The sequence below is a fragment of the Pseudomonas sp. FSL R10-0056 genome, from assembly GCF_009600105.1.
GTDB lineage: Bacteria > Pseudomonadota > Gammaproteobacteria > Pseudomonadales > Pseudomonadaceae > Aquipseudomonas > Aquipseudomonas bubulae.
Genome location: NZ_WIWL01000226.1, coordinates 105,457 through 120,030 on the forward strand (window position 1 = coordinate 105,457; position 14,574 = coordinate 120,030).

Consider the following 14,574-nt stretch of genomic DNA (forward strand, 5'->3'; position numbering starts at 1 on the left):
TTACCTGCTGGGCGGTTTCGAATGGCGCCAGCGCATACCGGACAGCACGCGAGCAGTGATCATCATCAACGCCGCCACCTCGGTGCGTTGCCAGTATTACTCGCGGTTTGCCCAATACCTGTTCCGCCAGGGCATGGACGTGATGCTGTTCGACTACCGCGGCATCGGCGCCTCACGCAGCGGATCGTTGCGCGGTTTTACGGCCTCCTGGTCGGACTGGGGCACGCTGGACGCAGAAGCGGTGCTCAAGCGCGCACAGCGCGAGTACCCCGGCCAGCCGATCGATGTGGTGGGCCATAGCTTTGGCGGTTGTGCGGCGGGCCTGGCGGCTTCCGGGCCGGCGATTCGCCATTTGGTCACAGTCGGCGCGCAATATGCCCACTGGCGTGACTACGCACCCGCACAGCGCTGGCAGATGCTCGCCAAATGGCACGGGGTCATGCCGTTGCTGACCCGCATGTGCGGCTACTTCCCCGGCAAGCGCCTGGGCTGGCTCGAAGATACCCCGGCGGGGGTGGTCAAGGACTGGGGCGCCTTCAGTACCCGCTACGAAAAACTCCCCAGCGCCCGAAGCTTCACTGCCCTGCCCTTTTGCTCGGTTACGGCCAAAACCCTCGCCATCAGCTTCACTGACGATCCTTTCGGTACTGTCGCGGCCATCGAACGCCTGCTGAACTACTTCAGTGCCAGCTCGCGTACGCATCTGCGTATCCAGCCGCAAGACATTGGCGAAACAGCCATAGGTCATTTCGCGTTTTTCCATAGTCGCTTTCAGGACAGCCTATGGCCGATTGCCTTGCAGTGGTTGCAACGCGGGGAATTGAACGGGGATGTCCCGGGGCAGACAGTCTCTGTAAAAGCACCCTCTCCCTCGGGAGAGAGCCAGGGTGAGGGGCTTTAAAATCAACGCGCAGCACAGCCTTCAGGTTTGTACACCCGCTCACTGGACGGCGGATTGCTCGCCAACTTGCTCACCGGTCTACGCGGCCGGACCAACAGCTCGCCCCCGCAATTGGGGCAAAGACCACCTAGATGCTGCTCCGTACATGTCGCACAAAAGGTGCACTCGAATGAGCAAATCCGCGCTTGTGCTGAATCTGGCGGCAAATCGCAATCACAGCATTCGCAATTGGGGCGTAATTCGAGCATAAGCACCTCACATTGAACCGGTAATTTTCATCTTTACATTTAAGACGCTTCCCACGAAAAACCAACCCCGATCTAAGCCAAGAGAGCGGAATTCGGGAATGGCCTAAATGTATCCAACCTGCGATACACATCCTCGCCATTGCAAACCTTCGAAGCTGTGACGCAGCGCGTCACGAATTGAGCCTACCCAATAAGCATCCTGCTACGGAGAGAAGTCGAGCCTGTGCGCACTCAAACAACCACTGTTCTGCCCGGTTTTGTAGCAAAATAATTGCACTTTTTTATTACCATGGCCTCCTACAGTTATGAGCGCCTAATTCACGCGCCACACAGAGAGCCGTCTTACAAGGCATGTCAGAAGACCAACCTTTATCAGCGGTATCGCCCGTTCTGCACGAGCTACGCGCTGGCACTCATACACGCCATGTAGCCCTTGAAAAACGCCTGCCGTTCTTCAGCAATACACTCGACCTTGAAGGCTACACGCGCCTGTTGAGCGCTTACTACGGCTTCTATCACGAGCTGGAGGAGCGACTGCAACACAGCCCCTGGATGACCCACGGTTTCGACCTGCAGGCACGACTCAAAACACCCGCGCTGCGTCGGGATCTGCAGGCCCTGGGGGTCAGCATCCAGTCGCTTGCACTGTGCGAAACCCTTCCGGCATTGCACAGCCCCGCCTGCGTACTGGGTGTGTTGTATGTGCTGGAAGGCGCCACTCTGGGCGGCAACGTGCTGCGCAAGCAGATGTCGCAACGACTGGGCCTGGAGGGACACAACGGCTGCGCTTTCCTTTACGTGTACGGCGAGGCCACCGGGCGGCAATGGAAGGCATTCCTGGAGTTTCTGGGCAGCGTGCCCCTGGACGCCCAAGCGCGAGACCAGGCCGTACAGGCTGCCAGCTCAACATTTAGCTGTTTCGAGCACTGGCTCGAACGTCAGGAGGTTTTATTATGACCCCACAGGACCCTCAAGCCTTTGAACGCTTGCTGGCCAATTGTGCTGATGAACCCATTCGCTTTCCCGGGGCGATCCAGCCCCACGGCCTGCTCGTGACACTGACGGAGCCGGGGCTGCAGATCCAGCAGGTCAGTGCCAATGTGCTGACCCTGTTCGGCGTCAGTGCCGAATCACTGCTGGGCCTGCCACTGGCCGCCCTCAGCGGCTCCGAAGCCGCCAACGCAGTGCAGCAGGCCGCCGTCTACACCACCCTGGCCGATGCTCCGCCTTTGGCCCTGAACCTGCTGGGGCGTGAATACGAAGGCCTGCTGCACCGTGACCAGGGCATTCTGGTTCTGGAGCTGGAACTCAAACCCGATGACTCAGAAATTCACAGCACCATGGGCAAGGTGCGCAACCTGAGCCGTATGCTGCAACGCCTGCAAGGGGCCAAGACCCTCACCGCACTGTATGAAATCTGCGTGCGCGAGATCCAGGCACTGACGGGCTACGACCGGGTTCTGATCTACCGTTTTCAGGATGAAGGCCACGGCCAGGTCATCGCGGAAGCCTCCTCGCCAGCGTTGGAATTGTTCAACGGCATGTTTTTCCCTGCCTCCGACATCCCTGAACAAGCCCGCGAGCTGTACCGCACCCACTGGCTGCGCATTATTCCGAACGCCGATTACCAACCCGTACCGCTGATTCCCACATTGCGCCCGGACACCGGCGAGGCACTGGATCTGAGCGGGGCCGTATTGCGCAGCGTGTCTCCGATTCACTGCCAGTACATGAAGAACATGGGCGTGCTGTCGTCCATGAGCATCTCGCTGATGGATGGCGAGCGCCTGTGGGGACTCATCAGTTGCGGGCATCGCCAGACGCTGCATGTCCCCCATGAACTGCGCATGGCCTGCCAGACCATCGGTCAGGTGCTGTCCCTGCAGATCAGCGCCCTGCAAACCCTGGAAATCAGCCGTCAGCGCGAAGCCAAGATGGATGCCCTGGTGCGCCTCAACGCCGCCATGGTGCAAAGCACCGCAGCCGTGTTTGAAGGCCTGGCACAAATGCCCGAAGCCTTGATGGATCTGACTGGCGCCAGCGGTGTGGCGATTCTGGAAGACAAGGTGCTGCACCGTTATGGTCAGTGCCCCTCCCCGGAAGACACTCGCGCGCTGTACCAATGGTTCAAGGACAGCGGCCAGCCAGTCTTCTCCAGCCACAACCTCAGCACCCTGCACGCCCCGGCAGCACAGTACAAGGACATCGCCAGCGGCCTGCTGGCCATGACCCTGCCCAAGCCCGTGGACAACGCCGTGCTGTGGTTTCGCCGCGAAGTCAAAGAAAGCATCCAGTGGAGCGGCGATCCCAATAAACCGCTGAACCTGGAAGCCGGCAGCAACGGCCTGCGCCTGAGCCCGCGCACCTCGTTCGAAATCTGGAAAGTCGAGATGGACGGCATCTCCAGCAAATGGAGCCACGGCGATCTGTTTGCTGCCAATGACCTGCGCCGCTCGGCCCTGGAAAACGACCTGTCGCGCCAGGTGCTGCGCGAGCAACAGGCCGTGCGCGCACGCGACGAGCTGGTGGCGGTGGTCTCCCACGACCTGCGCAACCCCATGACCATCATCTCGATGCTCTGCGGCATGATGCAAAAGGCCTTCAGTAGCGACGGCCCGCACACATCGCGACGCATCACCTCGGCCATCGACACCATGCAGCAGGCCAGCAGCCGCATGAACGTGCTGCTCGACGATTTGCTCGACACCTCGAAAATCGAAGCCGGTCGCTACACCATCAGCCCGCAGCCACTGGAAGTCAGCCAGATTTTTGAAGAGGCACTGTCGTTGCTCGCGCCGCTGGCGCTGGACAAGGCCGTGGAACTGACTTTCCACGCCGAGCCCGACCTGAAAATCAGCGCCGACCCCGAACGCCTGTTCCAGGTGCTTTCCAACCTGATCGGCAATGCGATCAAGTTCACCCCCGCACAGGGCAAGATCGGCGTAGCAGCCATGTCCAACGGGGACGATATCGTGTTCAGCGTGCGAGATTCGGGCAAGGGCATAGCCCCCGAGCAGCTGCCACATATCTTCGACCGCTACTGGACGGCTAAAGAAGGCAACGCGCTGGGCACGGGCCTGGGGCTGTACATTTCCCAGGGCATCATCAAGGCCCATGGCGGCCAGCTACTGGCCGAAAGTACACCGGGAGAAGGCAGCGAGTTTCGCTTCACGGTCCCAAGAATGGTCTGATGGTTAACAGCACAATGCCCTGCAGCTATCACACCTGAATGATGCATAAAAACGGCCGCCTCCTTGACGGGAGAGCGGCCGTTTTACATTCAACCCGTCAGCTGAAGGCGTTGATAAACCAGGTGATCATCGGGATCGCCACGATATCGATCAGCACCGCCCCACACAGCGGCACGATGATAAAGGCCTTGTACGAGAAGACTTTGTAGTGATCGCAGATGGCCCCCATATTGGCCACGGCATTGGGCGTCGCGCCCAGCCCGTGCCCCATGAAACCAGCGCACAAGACCGCGGCGTCGTAGTTGCGGCCAAACAGGCGGAACAGGACGAACACGCACAGCAGGATCATGATCACCACCTGCACCACCAGAATCACCAGCAACGGCAAGCCGAGCTTCTCCAGCTCCCAGAACTTCAAGCTCATCATGGCCATGGTCAGGAACATGCCCAGGCACACATCACCGATAGTGCTGACGGCATGGTCGGGCACCTCGATCAGTTGGGCCCGGTCATTGAGGTTGCGCAGGATGATCGCGACGAACATGGCCCCCACATAGCTCGGCAAGACGATACCCAGTTGCTGCTGCAAGCTGGAGCCCAGCCAGAACCCCAGCACCATAATCACCACAATGCAGGTCAGCAAACGCAGCAGGGTTGCGGCATCCAGCGCGGCCACAGGGGTGTGGACCACGTCTTCGAACGCCTTGAGACTGCCCGCGGCTTCGGCCTTGACCACCAGTTTGTTGCGCTCGATCAACCAGCGCGCCAGCGGGCTGCCGAGCAAACCGCCGGCCACCATGCCAAAGGTTGCAGCGGCGAGCGCGGCAGTCGTAGCCCCGACCGCCCCCAGGTTTTCAGCAATCGGCCCAAAGGCTGCCGCCGCACCAAAGCCGCCCTCCAGTGACACCGCCCCGGCCATGATCCCCAGCAGCGGGTCGATGCCCAGCAGCTTGGCCACACTCACTCCCACCACGTTTTGCACCAGCGCCAGGCCCCAGCACGCGCCCAGGTAGATAAACAGCAGCTTGCCGCCCTTGCGCAACAACCCCAGGCTGCCACCCAAACCCACGGTGGTGAAGAACGCCACCATCAGCGGGGTTTGCAGGCTGGTGTCGAGGCTCAGGTTGAGCAGTTGCTGATCCCGTAATAACCAGATCACCAAGGCAAACCCAAAACCACCGATGACCGGTGCAGGAACACACAATTGACGCAGCCAGTAGCTGCGCTTTTTCAGTTGGGCACCCAGGCCCAGCAGGAGCAACGCGAGAGCAAGGGTGCTCAGCGCATCCAGTTCGAATGTCAGCATGGCGAATTTCTCTTTTTCTTATGATTCAACAAGCGGTTTCAGGGATTTGCGCAAAACTTAATCAATCAGGCTGGCGAGCAGACGCGCGCCAATGCGGGCGGTTCGGTTGTCGATGTCCAGGCTCGGGTTGAGCTCGGCGATGTCGGCCATGCGCAATTTGCCGCTGGCTTTGGCGTGGCGTACCAGGTGCTCGACGATCTGCATGTCCACCCCATGGGCAGACGGCGCACTGACGCCGGGGGCCTGGCTGGCGGGCAGGACATCGAGGCAAAGGGTCATGTAGAGGTGATCGACGTCTTGCAGAAAATCATCGATCAACGCTTCGCAGGCGGGGATGTCCCAGCTGTTTATTTGCCGGTCGAGGCGGTAACGCACATTCAGGCGCCCGGCCTGTTCAAACAGGGCCTGGGTATTGTTCAACTGGCTGATACCCAGGCAGCAATAGGTGAACGGCATATCGAAACGCTGGCAAGCCTCGGCAATCTGCCGGAAGGGTGTGCCTGAGCTGCTTTGTTCGGCGTGGCGCAAATCGAAATGCGCATCGAAATTGAGAATGCCAATGCGTGGCTGCGGGTGCTTGCGGCGCAAGTGATCAACCAGACCACTGAAACTGGCAAAGGCGATTTCGTGCCCGCCACCCAGGCCCAGCGGTAAATGCCCCTGGTCGAGCAAATGGCTGACCTGTTGGCCATAGCCTTGCTGCGCGCCCTCCAGATCATCGCCCGCGCAGCTCACATCACCGGCGTCGTACAGCGGCGCGTGACCGTGCCATGCCAGATTGGCCAAGGCCTTGCGCAAGGCCACCGGCCCCTTGCGGGCACCGGTACGGCCCTGATTGCGCCTGACCCCTTCATCGCTGGCCAAACCAATCAATGCAGCCCCCGCTGGCAGGCCATCGGCCACAGGCTTGACCCATTGATGCCAGCGCAACGCGCCCTGCCCTTCAGCGGCATCAATACGGCCTGTCCACAAGGACATGTCGGGTACAACCGTCATGTTTGAAACTCCAGTCAAGTTCAGTCGAGCCGGGCGCTCAGGCGCAGGGCAACGTCCTGGGTCCAGCGGATCAGGCGTTCACTGCGGGTGTGTGCCCTGGTAGCCGGGGCCATAAGGCTGATGGCGCCTTGCAGGCGATTGCGGCTGTCGAGCAACGGCGCGCTGATGCCCCAGATACCGTCGTCGATCTCACTCACACTCACGGCATAACCGGCAGCACGGATTTGGGCAAAGCTGCGCTGATAGGTGGCAACTTCTTCAGGCTCGACGCCTTGCGCCAGAAGCGCCGACACACTGTGCGCTTCATCCATATACGCCAGCAGCACCCGCGCAGAAGCGCCGACCAGCAGCGGCTGGGCCAGCCCCTTCTGGTAACAGCAGCGCAGCGGCTGCGGGCTGTCGACCAGCTCAATGCAAATCGCCTGACCGTTGCTCGGCACCATCAAGGCCACGCTCTCCTGGCTTTGCTCGGCCAGACGCTTGAGTTCAGGTTTGGCCAGCGTTACCAGAACCGCTTCGCGGTCAAATTTTTTCGCCAGCTGCAAACAGGCTGGCCCTGGCAGATAGCGGCCCTGGCCGTTCTCTTCGGCCAGGCCCCAACGCAACAGGGTGTTGAGGTGGCGATAGGTGCTGCTCAGCGGTTGCCCCAGTTGCTCGGAAAGCGCCTTGGCGGAGATCGCCTCGGCGGATTGCCCCAGGCTGACGAGGATTTGCAGCAAGCGATCAGTTGGCGTGTTGTAGTTCATTATCGGCCCCATGCTCTTGCCTGCATGGTGCACGGTGTTTCCCATTAGCTGAAATTCGATTCCCACTGAATGGGAAAAAACCGCCAGATAGTGATCAGCGGTCGCAAATTGCCCCCCTTACAGGCACAAAAAAACCGCCATCCCGAAGGATGACGGCTTTTCTGGGTATTCAACCGCGAGAACCGTCCTGGCCTCAGTTGAGTACCGGTGCCCCCAACTTCTCAATGCGACGACGGCGTGCCACCAGCAGGCCTGCCACCACCACCAGAATGCTCAGCATACCGGTCGCCATGATTTCAACGCGATGCGCTTCCTGGAACAGCATGACCGTCAGAATAGCCACGATAAAGACGATTACCGCATAGGTCAGGCCCGGGAACAGCCACATCTTGAACGAGATGTTCTCGCCCAGGGCCGTACGCTTCTGGCGCATGCGCAGTTGCGACACGGCAATCACCAGATACACCAGCAGCGCGATCGCGCCAGAGCTGGCCAGCAGGAACTCGAACACGGCAGCCGGCGCCACATAGTTGGCAAATACCGCTACAAAAGCTGCACCCGTGGACATCATCACCGCCCAGTAAGGCGTGCCCGCAGCATTGGTGCGCTTGGCCGCAGCCGGTGCATCACCACGTTTGCTCAGGGAGTAGAGCATGCGCGAAGAGGTGTAGAGCGCCGAGTTCAGGCAGCTGGTTACGGCGATCAGTACCACGATATCAACGATCAGCTTGGCATTCGGGATGCCCATGCGATCAAGTACGGTCTGGTAGGAACCCAACTGCGCCAGGCTCGGGTCGTTCCACGGCACCAGGGCCACAACGATGAAAATCGATACCAGATAGAACAGGCCAATACGCCAGATCACCGAATTGGTGGCCTTGGTGATCTGCTTGCTCGGATCTTTGGATTCCGCCGCCGCGATGGTGACAATTTCAGTGCCCATGAACGAGAACATGGTGGTCAGCATGGCAGCCAGAACAGCGCCCATGCCATTGGGCATAAAGCCGATGGTATCGGACAGATGCGCGACACCGCTGACCTGACTGGTAGGCAGATAGCCGAAGATGGCCAGCAGACCCAAAATGATAAAGCCAATAATCGCCAGCACCTTGACCAGCGCAAACCAGAACTCGAACTCACCGTAGTTCTTGACGCTGAACAGGTTGGTGGCGGTCAGCAACAGGGTGATGACCAGGGTAAACACCCAGATCGCCGTACCCGGGAACCAGGCATGCAGGATGGTACCTGCGGCGACAGCTTCCAGCGGGATCACCAGGACCCAGAACCACCAGTACAGCCAGCCAATGGTAAAACCAGCCCAATGCCCGATGGCACGGTCGGCGTAAGTGGAGAACGAACCGGTATCAGGTGAGGCAACGGCCATTTCGGCCAGCATGCGCATCACCAGCACGACCAAGGTGCCTGCTGCGGCATAAGCCAGCAACACGGCAGGGCCCGCTTGGGCAATCGCGTGTCCGGAACCGACAAACAAACCGGCGCCGATAACACCGGCAATCGACAGCATGGTCACATGCCGTGGTTTGAGCCCTTGTTCCAGGCCGCTAGAGGATTGCGTATTGCTCATTGGGACTACCTTTCATTGAAGCCATTCCGAGCACCCGCGTTGACTTTCGTAAAAAGTAACCAACGGGGCGTTTAGAATCCTTGACGCAATAACTGAGCCAGAATGTGACATATGCACGGTTTCCGCGGGCTGCAACGATTTGCAACAGACATTGCAAGCCATTGAGCGCAATGGCATTTCGCCAAGTCGTTACCGAAACACTCAGCTACAAGGGTCTCGACGCACCAAAAATACCCAAAACACCCCATATGGCCCAAAAGCAGTGCACATCTTTAACCTTTAGTAGGTTCGCGCTTCCAACACCGGGCCAAAGCTGGCAACATCGCGACCTTTTTTAAGCGACACCTGTCTGGCCGAACGGCGAATTACAGGGTCGGTTGTTGTCGGCGCGACACTCTGCTGTAGCGATGCGACAAACTGCCACCCTCGCGCCTTTTGTGTCTTCAGGGCGGCTGGTTGCCTCTGCAACCCTATGCTAGCTTGGCCTGCGCCAGGAAGGCCGCCCAACAGCAGGATCGCACCCGAACACAAAGAGGAACGCACATGGCTTTGGCCACGCCCGCGCTTGAAATCCGCAACTTGCACAAACGCTACGGCGAGCTTGAGGTACTCAAGGGTATCTCGCTGACCGCACGCGACGGCGACGTGATCTCGATCCTGGGTTCTTCCGGTTCCGGCAAGTCCACTCTGCTGCGCTGCATCAACCTTCTGGAAAACCCCCACGAAGGCCAGATCGTGGTCGCCGGGGAAGAGCTCAAACTCAAGAAAGCCAAAAATGGCGAACTGATCGCGGCCGACGGCAAGCAGATCAACCGCATGCGCAGCGAACTGGGTTTTGTGTTTCAAAACTTTAACCTGTGGCCGCACATGACCATCCTCGACAACATTATCGAGGCGCCACGTCGCGTACTGGGGCAAAGCAAGGCCGAGGCCATCGAAGTGGCCGAAGCATTGCTGGCCAAAGTCGGCATTGCCGAAAAACGCCATGCCTATCCGTCCGAATTGTCCGGTGGCCAGCAGCAACGCGCAGCGATTGCCCGCACCCTGGCCATGCAGCCCAAAGTGATTCTGTTCGATGAACCGACATCGGCACTTGACCCGGAAATGGTTCAAGAAGTACTTAGTGTGATCCGCGCACTCGCCGAAGAAGGTCGCACTATGCTGTTGGTCACCCACGAAATGGGCTTTGCCCGTCAGGTGTCCACCGAAGTAGTGTTTTTGCACCAGGGCCTGATCGAAGAGCAAGGGTCGCCAGAACAGGTGTTCGACAACCCGGTTTCGGCGCGCTGTAAACAATTCATGTCCAGCAACCGCTAACGGAGCAACACGAATGCAGAACTATAAAAAGCTTCTCATGGCCGCTGCCGCCACACTGGTTTTCAGCGCCAACGCCTTGGCTGCAGACAAGTACAAAGTCGGCATTGAGGGCGCTTACCCACCGTTCAACAACAAGAACGCCAGTGGTGAAGTCGTGGGCTTCGACCCGGATATCGCCATGGCCCTGTGCGCCAAGATGAAAGCCGAGTGTGAAATCGTCACCTCCGACTGGGACGGCATCATCCCGGCACTGAACGCCAAAAAGTACGATTTCATCGTGTCGTCGCTGTCGATCACTGACGAACGCAAGCAGGCGGTGGACTTCACCGACCCGTACTACTCCAACAAGCAGCAGTTCATCGCGCCGAAAAAAGTCGACTTCAAAACCGACCTCGCGTCCCTCAAGGGCAAGGCCCTGGGCACTCAGCGTTCAACCCAGGCTGCGACCTGGCTGGATGACAACCTGGGTACCGACGCCACCATCTCCCTGTACGACACTCAGGAAAACGCCTACCTCGACCTGACTTCGGGCCGTGTAGACGCGCTGCTGGCTGACAAGTACGCCAACTACGACTGGCTGAAAAGCCCGGCTGGCCAGGCATACGAGTTCAAGGGTGAACCGGTCAACGAAGACGACAAGGTCGGCATCGCCCTGCGCAAAGGCGACAACGAACTGCGTGCCAAGCTGAACCTGGCCCTCAAGCAAATCGTTGAAGACGGCACGTACAAGAAGATCAACGACAAGTACTTCCCGTTCAGCATCTACTGACCTGCCTGACCGGTGCGCCTGTAGGCGCGCCGGTCCCTAGCAAAGCCTGCCTACCCCATGACTATCGATTTATACGGATTCGGCCCGGCGCTTGCCGCTGGCGCGCTGATGACCGTCAAACTGGCACTTACCGCGCTGTGTCTGGGCCTGGTGCTCGGATTGCTCGGTGCCTTGGCCAAGACCTCCCCCTTCAAACCGCTTAGATGGTTGGGCGGCGCCTATTCGACCCTGGTTCGCGGCGTGCCCGAACTGCTCTGGGTGTTGCTGATCTACTTTGGCAGCGTGAACCTGGTGCGCACCATCGGCGAATACATCGGCATGCCCGACCTCACCCTCAGCGCCTTTGCGGCAGGTGTACTCGCGCTGGGCCTGTGCTTTGGTGCCTATGCCACCGAAGTGTTCCGCGGTGCCATCCTGGCCATTCCCAAGGGCCACCGCGAAGCGGGCATGGCACTGGGCTTGTCCAAACCGCGGATTTTCACCAAGCTGGTGCTGCCGCAAATGTGGCGTATTGCCCTGCCCGGCCTGGGTAACCTGTTCATGATCCTGATGAAGGACACCGCGCTGGTGTCGGTCATCGGCCTTGAAGAAATCATGCGTCAGGCGCAAAACGCCGTGACCTTCGCCAAACACCCGTTCACCTTCTACATGGTGGCAGCCGTGATGTACCTGGGCCTTACCGTACTGGCCATGGGCACCATGCACGTGCTTGAAAAACGCGCAGCGCGCGGCTTCGTGAGGAGGACGTAATGGAGTGGGAAGTAATCCTCAAGTGGCTGCCCAAGCTGATGCAGGGTGCGACCCTGACCCTGGAGCTGACCGCCATCTCGGTGATCGCCGGTCTGATCGTGGCCATCCCGTTGGGCATCGCCCGCTCATCCAAGCTCTGGTATGTGCGCTCACTGCCCTACGCCTACATCTTTTTCTTCCGCGGCACGCCGTTGCTGATCCAGCTGTTTCTGGTCTATTACGGCCTGGCGCAGTTCGATGTGGTGCGTGATAGCGCGTTGTGGCCGTACCTGCGCAGCCCGTTCTGGTGCGCGATCATCACCATGACCCTGCACACCGCTGCCTACATTGCCGAGATCCTGCGCGGCGCGATCCAGGCCATCCCGCCAGGTGAAATCGAGGCAGCGCGGGCCCTGGGCATGTCGCGTTTCAAGACCCTGGTGCATATCGTCCTGCCACGCGCTGCACGCATCGGTCTGCCGGCCTACAGCAACGAAGTGATCCTGATGCTCAAAGCCAGCTCGCTGGCGAGTACCGTGACCCTGCTGGAACTGACTGGCATGACCCGCACCATCATTGCCCGCAACTACCAGACCGTGGACATGTTCCTGGCTGCCGGGGCAATTTACCTGGTCATGTCGTTTGTGCTGATCCAGGGCTTCAAACTGCTGGAGCGCTGGTTGCGCGTCGATGCCTGCCAAGGGCGCTGACCTGCTTGCCCGCTTCGAGGCGCTGGACGGGTTTCTGCAAAACCACCAGCACCTCTGGCGCCCACGGCCCTTCACTCAGTTGAACGTGCCGTGGGAAGCGCAAAACCCGAAACTGGCGCAGTGGTTGCGCCAGCGTTCGCTGCAAGACGCCGAAGCCAGCCACAACCACCCCCAACACCTGCCCGCCCCTGCGCCGTTCCCTGAACTGGCGGCGACTTCCCTTGCCCTGAGCGCAGTGCCACGACTAGCGGCCCAAGCCCTTGCGCCCGTAAACCCGCGCTTACAAGTGGATGTACCCGGGCGCAAATGGCAACAGATCGAGGCCTTCGCCCAGAGCCTGACCTTTGCACAAGCGCCAACCCACTGGCTGGACTGGTGTGCGGGCAAGGGGCATTTGGGGCGCCGGCTGTTAAGTGCCGGGCAACAACTGACGTGCCTGGAATATGATCCGGCATTGATCGAATCCGGCCAACACCTGAGCCAGCGTCATCAACTGGCGGCCCGTCATGTTCAGCAAGATGTGCTCGCTGAAGCAGCAGCCCGGCAGCTCACACCCCAAATGACACCCGTGGCGCTGCACGCCTGCGGCGATTTGCATGTGCGCCTGCTGCAACTGGCCAGCGCGGCGGGTTGTGCACAACTTGCCGTATCCCCCTGCTGCTACAACCGCATCGGCGGGTCGCACTATCAAGCGTTATCCACAGCCGCCAAGGCATCTTCCCTGCAACTGTCACTGGAGGACCTGAGCCTGCCCATGAGCGAAACCGTGACCGCCGGCACCCGCGTGCGCCTTCAGCGTGACCAGTCGATGGCACGGCGCTTGGGTTTTGATCTGTGGCAGCGCCAGCGCCGTCAGTGTGATGAGTACTTATCCACACCCTCGCTGCCCAGCAGTTGGCTGAACAAGCCGTTTGCCGAGTACTGCTCGGACTTGGCGGCGCTGAAGAACTTATCCACAAGTGGCGAAGAAGACTGGCCGGCGCTGGAAGCCGCAGGCTGGGAGAGGTTGGCGCAGGTGCGCAACCTGGAATTGGTGCGCGGGCTGTTTCGCCGCCCGCTGGAGCTGTGGTTGGTGCTCGATCGGGCGCTCTACCTGGAGGAGAACGGCTATGCAGTGCAGGTTGGCGAGTTCTGCGACAGCCAGCTGACGCCGCGCAATTTGATGGTGCTTGCGCAGCGCTGTGGGTAACCCTGTGGGAGCGGGCTTGCTCGCGATTCAGGCGCTGCGGTCTGACAGTTAATCCGCAGCGATCTCATCGCGAGCAAGCCCGCTCCCACAAATGGTTTCGCAGGACTACGACCCGCGATATGTCGAAAAACCATAAGGGCTGAGCAACAACGGGATGTGGTAATGCTGATCCACATTCTTCACTTCAAAAATCACCGGGATTTCCGGGAAGAACGTGTCACGCCCTGCCTTCTTGAAATAATCGCCGGTCTTGAATACCACCCGGTACTCCCCCGCCTCGAACGCCTGCTTGCCCGGGAACAACTCGCCAATACGTCCCTGCTCATTGGTCACGCCTTGCGCCAGCGGCTGCCAATCCTTGCCCACATGCTTTTCCAGGGTCACATTGACCCCCGGGGACGGCAGACCGTTTTCAAGATTCAGCACATGCACGCTCAACGGATTGCCGGCAGCCAGCGCCAGGCTCGACACAGCGCTCAGGCTTAAAGCCGCCAGGGTGATTCGCAACGATTTCATGGTAAGTCCTCAGTGGTTAAAATCTGATCAACGTTGAATGGTCAGGCCAACTTGCCCGGCAGCCTTGATCGCGCAGGCTTCGTCCTGCTCAGCACCGCCCGCCCCGGCCACGCCCAGCGCGCCCACCAGTTCACCTTCGGCGAACAACGGCACACCGCCGCCCAGCAGCAACAGCTCGGCAATGGCGTTGAGATTGGCGGCCTCGGGGTTGTTACGTGCACGCTCGGCAAACAGGCGGGTCGGGGTTTTGGTCGACAGCGCGGTATACGCCTTGCGCTGGCTCGCCAGCAGGTTGTGCGGGCCAACGCCTTCCGGACGCTGCGCCATCAGCACGTTGCCACCCCGGTCGAGCACGCTCAGCGCCCCGGTGC

The 14,574-nt window shown here is 60.0% G+C and carries 15 protein-coding genes; 8 read left to right on the forward strand and 7 right to left on the reverse strand.

The window, feature by feature from the left end:
- Positions 1 to 4: 4 nt before the first annotated feature.
- Complete coding sequence (locus GHO42_RS22900; RefSeq protein WP_153326926.1) at positions 5 to 901, forward strand: alpha/beta fold hydrolase; 897 nt, start codon at positions 5 to 7, stop codon at positions 899 to 901.
- A gap of 2 nt (positions 902 to 903) precedes the next feature.
- Here GHO42_RS22900 and GHO42_RS22905 read toward each other — a convergent pair whose 3' ends face one another.
- Positions 904 to 1,149: a DUF1272 domain-containing protein gene (locus GHO42_RS22905; protein WP_095000778.1), complete on the reverse strand. Its 246-nt coding sequence runs from the start codon at positions 1,147 to 1,149 to the stop codon at positions 904 to 906.
- 351 nt (positions 1,150 to 1,500) lie between these two features.
- Here GHO42_RS22905 and GHO42_RS22910 point away from each other — a divergent pair, with 351 nt between their 5' ends.
- Together GHO42_RS22910 and GHO42_RS22915 are read left to right on the forward strand one after the other, a co-directional pair.
- Positions 1,501 to 2,106 carry a biliverdin-producing heme oxygenase gene (locus tag GHO42_RS22910; protein WP_153326928.1) on the forward strand — a complete coding sequence of 202 codons (606 nt, stop codon included), beginning with the start codon at positions 1,501 to 1,503 and terminating at the stop codon, positions 2,104 to 2,106.
- The gene (locus GHO42_RS22915) at positions 2,103 to 4,340 is read left to right on the forward strand and encodes an ATP-binding protein (protein ID WP_153326930.1); all 2,238 of its coding nucleotides are present in this window, start codon (positions 2,103 to 2,105) and stop codon (positions 4,338 to 4,340) included. Before GHO42_RS22910 ends, GHO42_RS22915 begins: the two co-directional genes overlap by 4 nt.
- Positions 4,341 to 4,437: 97 nt before the next feature.
- Here GHO42_RS22915 and gltS read toward each other — a convergent pair whose 3' ends face one another.
- The 4 genes from gltS to gabP all read right to left on the reverse strand — a co-directional run bounded on the left by gltS (position 4,438) and on the right by gabP (position 8,973).
- Positions 4,438 to 5,646 carry a sodium/glutamate symporter gene (gene gltS / locus GHO42_RS22920; RefSeq protein ID WP_095020136.1) on the reverse strand — a complete coding sequence of 403 codons (1,209 nt, stop codon included), beginning with the start codon at positions 5,644 to 5,646 and terminating at the stop codon, positions 4,438 to 4,440.
- Positions 5,647 to 5,703: 57 nt separating this feature from the next.
- Positions 5,704 to 6,642, reverse strand: a complete 939-nt coding sequence (gene hutG / locus GHO42_RS22925) for a formimidoylglutamase (protein WP_095031404.1) — start codon at positions 6,640 to 6,642, stop codon at positions 5,704 to 5,706.
- 20 nt (positions 6,643 to 6,662) lie between these two features.
- Positions 6,663 to 7,388 carry an IclR family transcriptional regulator gene (locus tag GHO42_RS22930; protein WP_095000773.1) on the reverse strand — a complete coding sequence of 242 codons (726 nt, stop codon included), beginning with the start codon at positions 7,386 to 7,388 and terminating at the stop codon, positions 6,663 to 6,665.
- A gap of 193 nt (positions 7,389 to 7,581) precedes the next feature.
- Entirely contained in the window at positions 7,582 to 8,973 is a 1,392-nt protein-coding gene (gene gabP / locus GHO42_RS22935; RefSeq protein WP_095017765.1) for a GABA permease, read from the reverse strand.
- Between the two features lie 543 nt (positions 8,974 to 9,516).
- Between gabP and GHO42_RS22940 the strand changes: the two genes are divergently transcribed.
- From GHO42_RS22940 to GHO42_RS22960, 5 genes are read left to right on the forward strand one after another with little or no spacing between them, the layout of a single operon-like run.
- Positions 9,517 to 10,290: an ABC transporter ATP-binding protein gene (locus tag GHO42_RS22940; RefSeq protein ID WP_088378475.1), complete on the forward strand. Its 774-nt coding sequence runs from the start codon at positions 9,517 to 9,519 to the stop codon at positions 10,288 to 10,290.
- A gap of 13 nt (positions 10,291 to 10,303) precedes the next feature.
- Positions 10,304 to 11,059, forward strand: a complete 756-nt coding sequence (locus tag GHO42_RS22945) for an ABC transporter substrate-binding protein (protein WP_095000771.1) — start codon at positions 10,304 to 10,306, stop codon at positions 11,057 to 11,059.
- A 57-nt stretch (positions 11,060 to 11,116) separates the two neighbouring features.
- Positions 11,117 to 11,809: an ABC transporter permease gene (locus GHO42_RS22950; protein WP_095000770.1), complete on the forward strand. Its 693-nt coding sequence runs from the start codon at positions 11,117 to 11,119 to the stop codon at positions 11,807 to 11,809.
- Positions 11,809 to 12,498: an ABC transporter permease gene (locus GHO42_RS22955; protein ID WP_095000769.1), complete on the forward strand. Its 690-nt coding sequence runs from the start codon at positions 11,809 to 11,811 to the stop codon at positions 12,496 to 12,498. The genes GHO42_RS22950 and GHO42_RS22955 overlap by 1 nt, the downstream gene beginning before the upstream one ends.
- Positions 12,479 to 13,687: a methyltransferase gene (locus GHO42_RS22960; RefSeq protein WP_138738729.1), complete on the forward strand. Its 1,209-nt coding sequence runs from the start codon at positions 12,479 to 12,481 to the stop codon at positions 13,685 to 13,687. Before GHO42_RS22955 ends, GHO42_RS22960 begins: the two co-directional genes overlap by 20 nt.
- Positions 13,688 to 13,792: 105 nt before the next feature.
- On the opposite strand, the gene uraH is transcribed toward GHO42_RS22960, so the two are convergent.
- A complete protein-coding gene (gene uraH / locus GHO42_RS22965; protein WP_095017768.1) occupies positions 13,793 to 14,203 on the reverse strand; it encodes a hydroxyisourate hydrolase in 411 nt (136 codons plus the stop codon).
- 27 nt (positions 14,204 to 14,230) lie between these two features.
- The coding region (locus GHO42_RS22970; protein ID WP_153384190.1) for a heme-binding protein at positions 14,231 to 14,574 on the reverse strand (344 nt) is incomplete at its 5' end.

What these genes read in the sequence shown, in the direction of transcription:
- GHO42_RS22905 (WP_095000778.1), bottom strand. Translation starts at nt 1,149, where the DNA reads ATGCTCGAATTACGCCCCAATTGCGAATGCTGTGATTGCGATTTGCCG.
- GHO42_RS22910 (WP_153326928.1), top strand. Translation starts at nt 1,501, where the DNA reads ATGTCAGAAGACCAACCTTTATCAGCGGTATCGCCCGTTCTGCACGAG.
- GHO42_RS22915 (WP_153326930.1), top strand. Translation starts at nt 2,103, where the DNA reads ATGACCCCACAGGACCCTCAAGCCTTTGAACGCTTGCTGGCCAATTGT.
- gltS (WP_095020136.1), bottom strand. Translation starts at nt 5,646, where the DNA reads ATGCTGACATTCGAACTGGATGCGCTGAGCACCCTTGCTCTCGCGTTG.
- hutG (WP_095031404.1), bottom strand. Translation starts at nt 6,642, where the DNA reads ATGACGGTTGTACCCGACATGTCCTTGTGGACAGGCCGTATTGATGCC.
- GHO42_RS22930 (WP_095000773.1), bottom strand. Translation starts at nt 7,388, where the DNA reads ATGAACTACAACACGCCAACTGATCGCTTGCTGCAAATCCTCGTCAGC.
- gabP (WP_095017765.1), bottom strand. Translation starts at nt 8,973, where the DNA reads ATGAGCAATACGCAATCCTCTAGCGGCCTGGAACAAGGGCTCAAACCA.
- GHO42_RS22940 (WP_088378475.1), top strand. Translation starts at nt 9,517, where the DNA reads ATGGCTTTGGCCACGCCCGCGCTTGAAATCCGCAACTTGCACAAACGC.
- GHO42_RS22945 (WP_095000771.1), top strand. Translation starts at nt 10,304, where the DNA reads ATGCAGAACTATAAAAAGCTTCTCATGGCCGCTGCCGCCACACTGGTT.
- GHO42_RS22950 (WP_095000770.1), top strand. Translation starts at nt 11,117, where the DNA reads ATGACTATCGATTTATACGGATTCGGCCCGGCGCTTGCCGCTGGCGCG.
- GHO42_RS22955 (WP_095000769.1), top strand. Translation starts at nt 11,809, where the DNA reads ATGGAGTGGGAAGTAATCCTCAAGTGGCTGCCCAAGCTGATGCAGGGT.
- GHO42_RS22960 (WP_138738729.1), top strand. Translation starts at nt 12,479, where the DNA reads ATGCCTGCCAAGGGCGCTGACCTGCTTGCCCGCTTCGAGGCGCTGGAC.
- uraH (WP_095017768.1), bottom strand. Translation starts at nt 14,203, where the DNA reads ATGAAATCGTTGCGAATCACCCTGGCGGCTTTAAGCCTGAGCGCTGTG.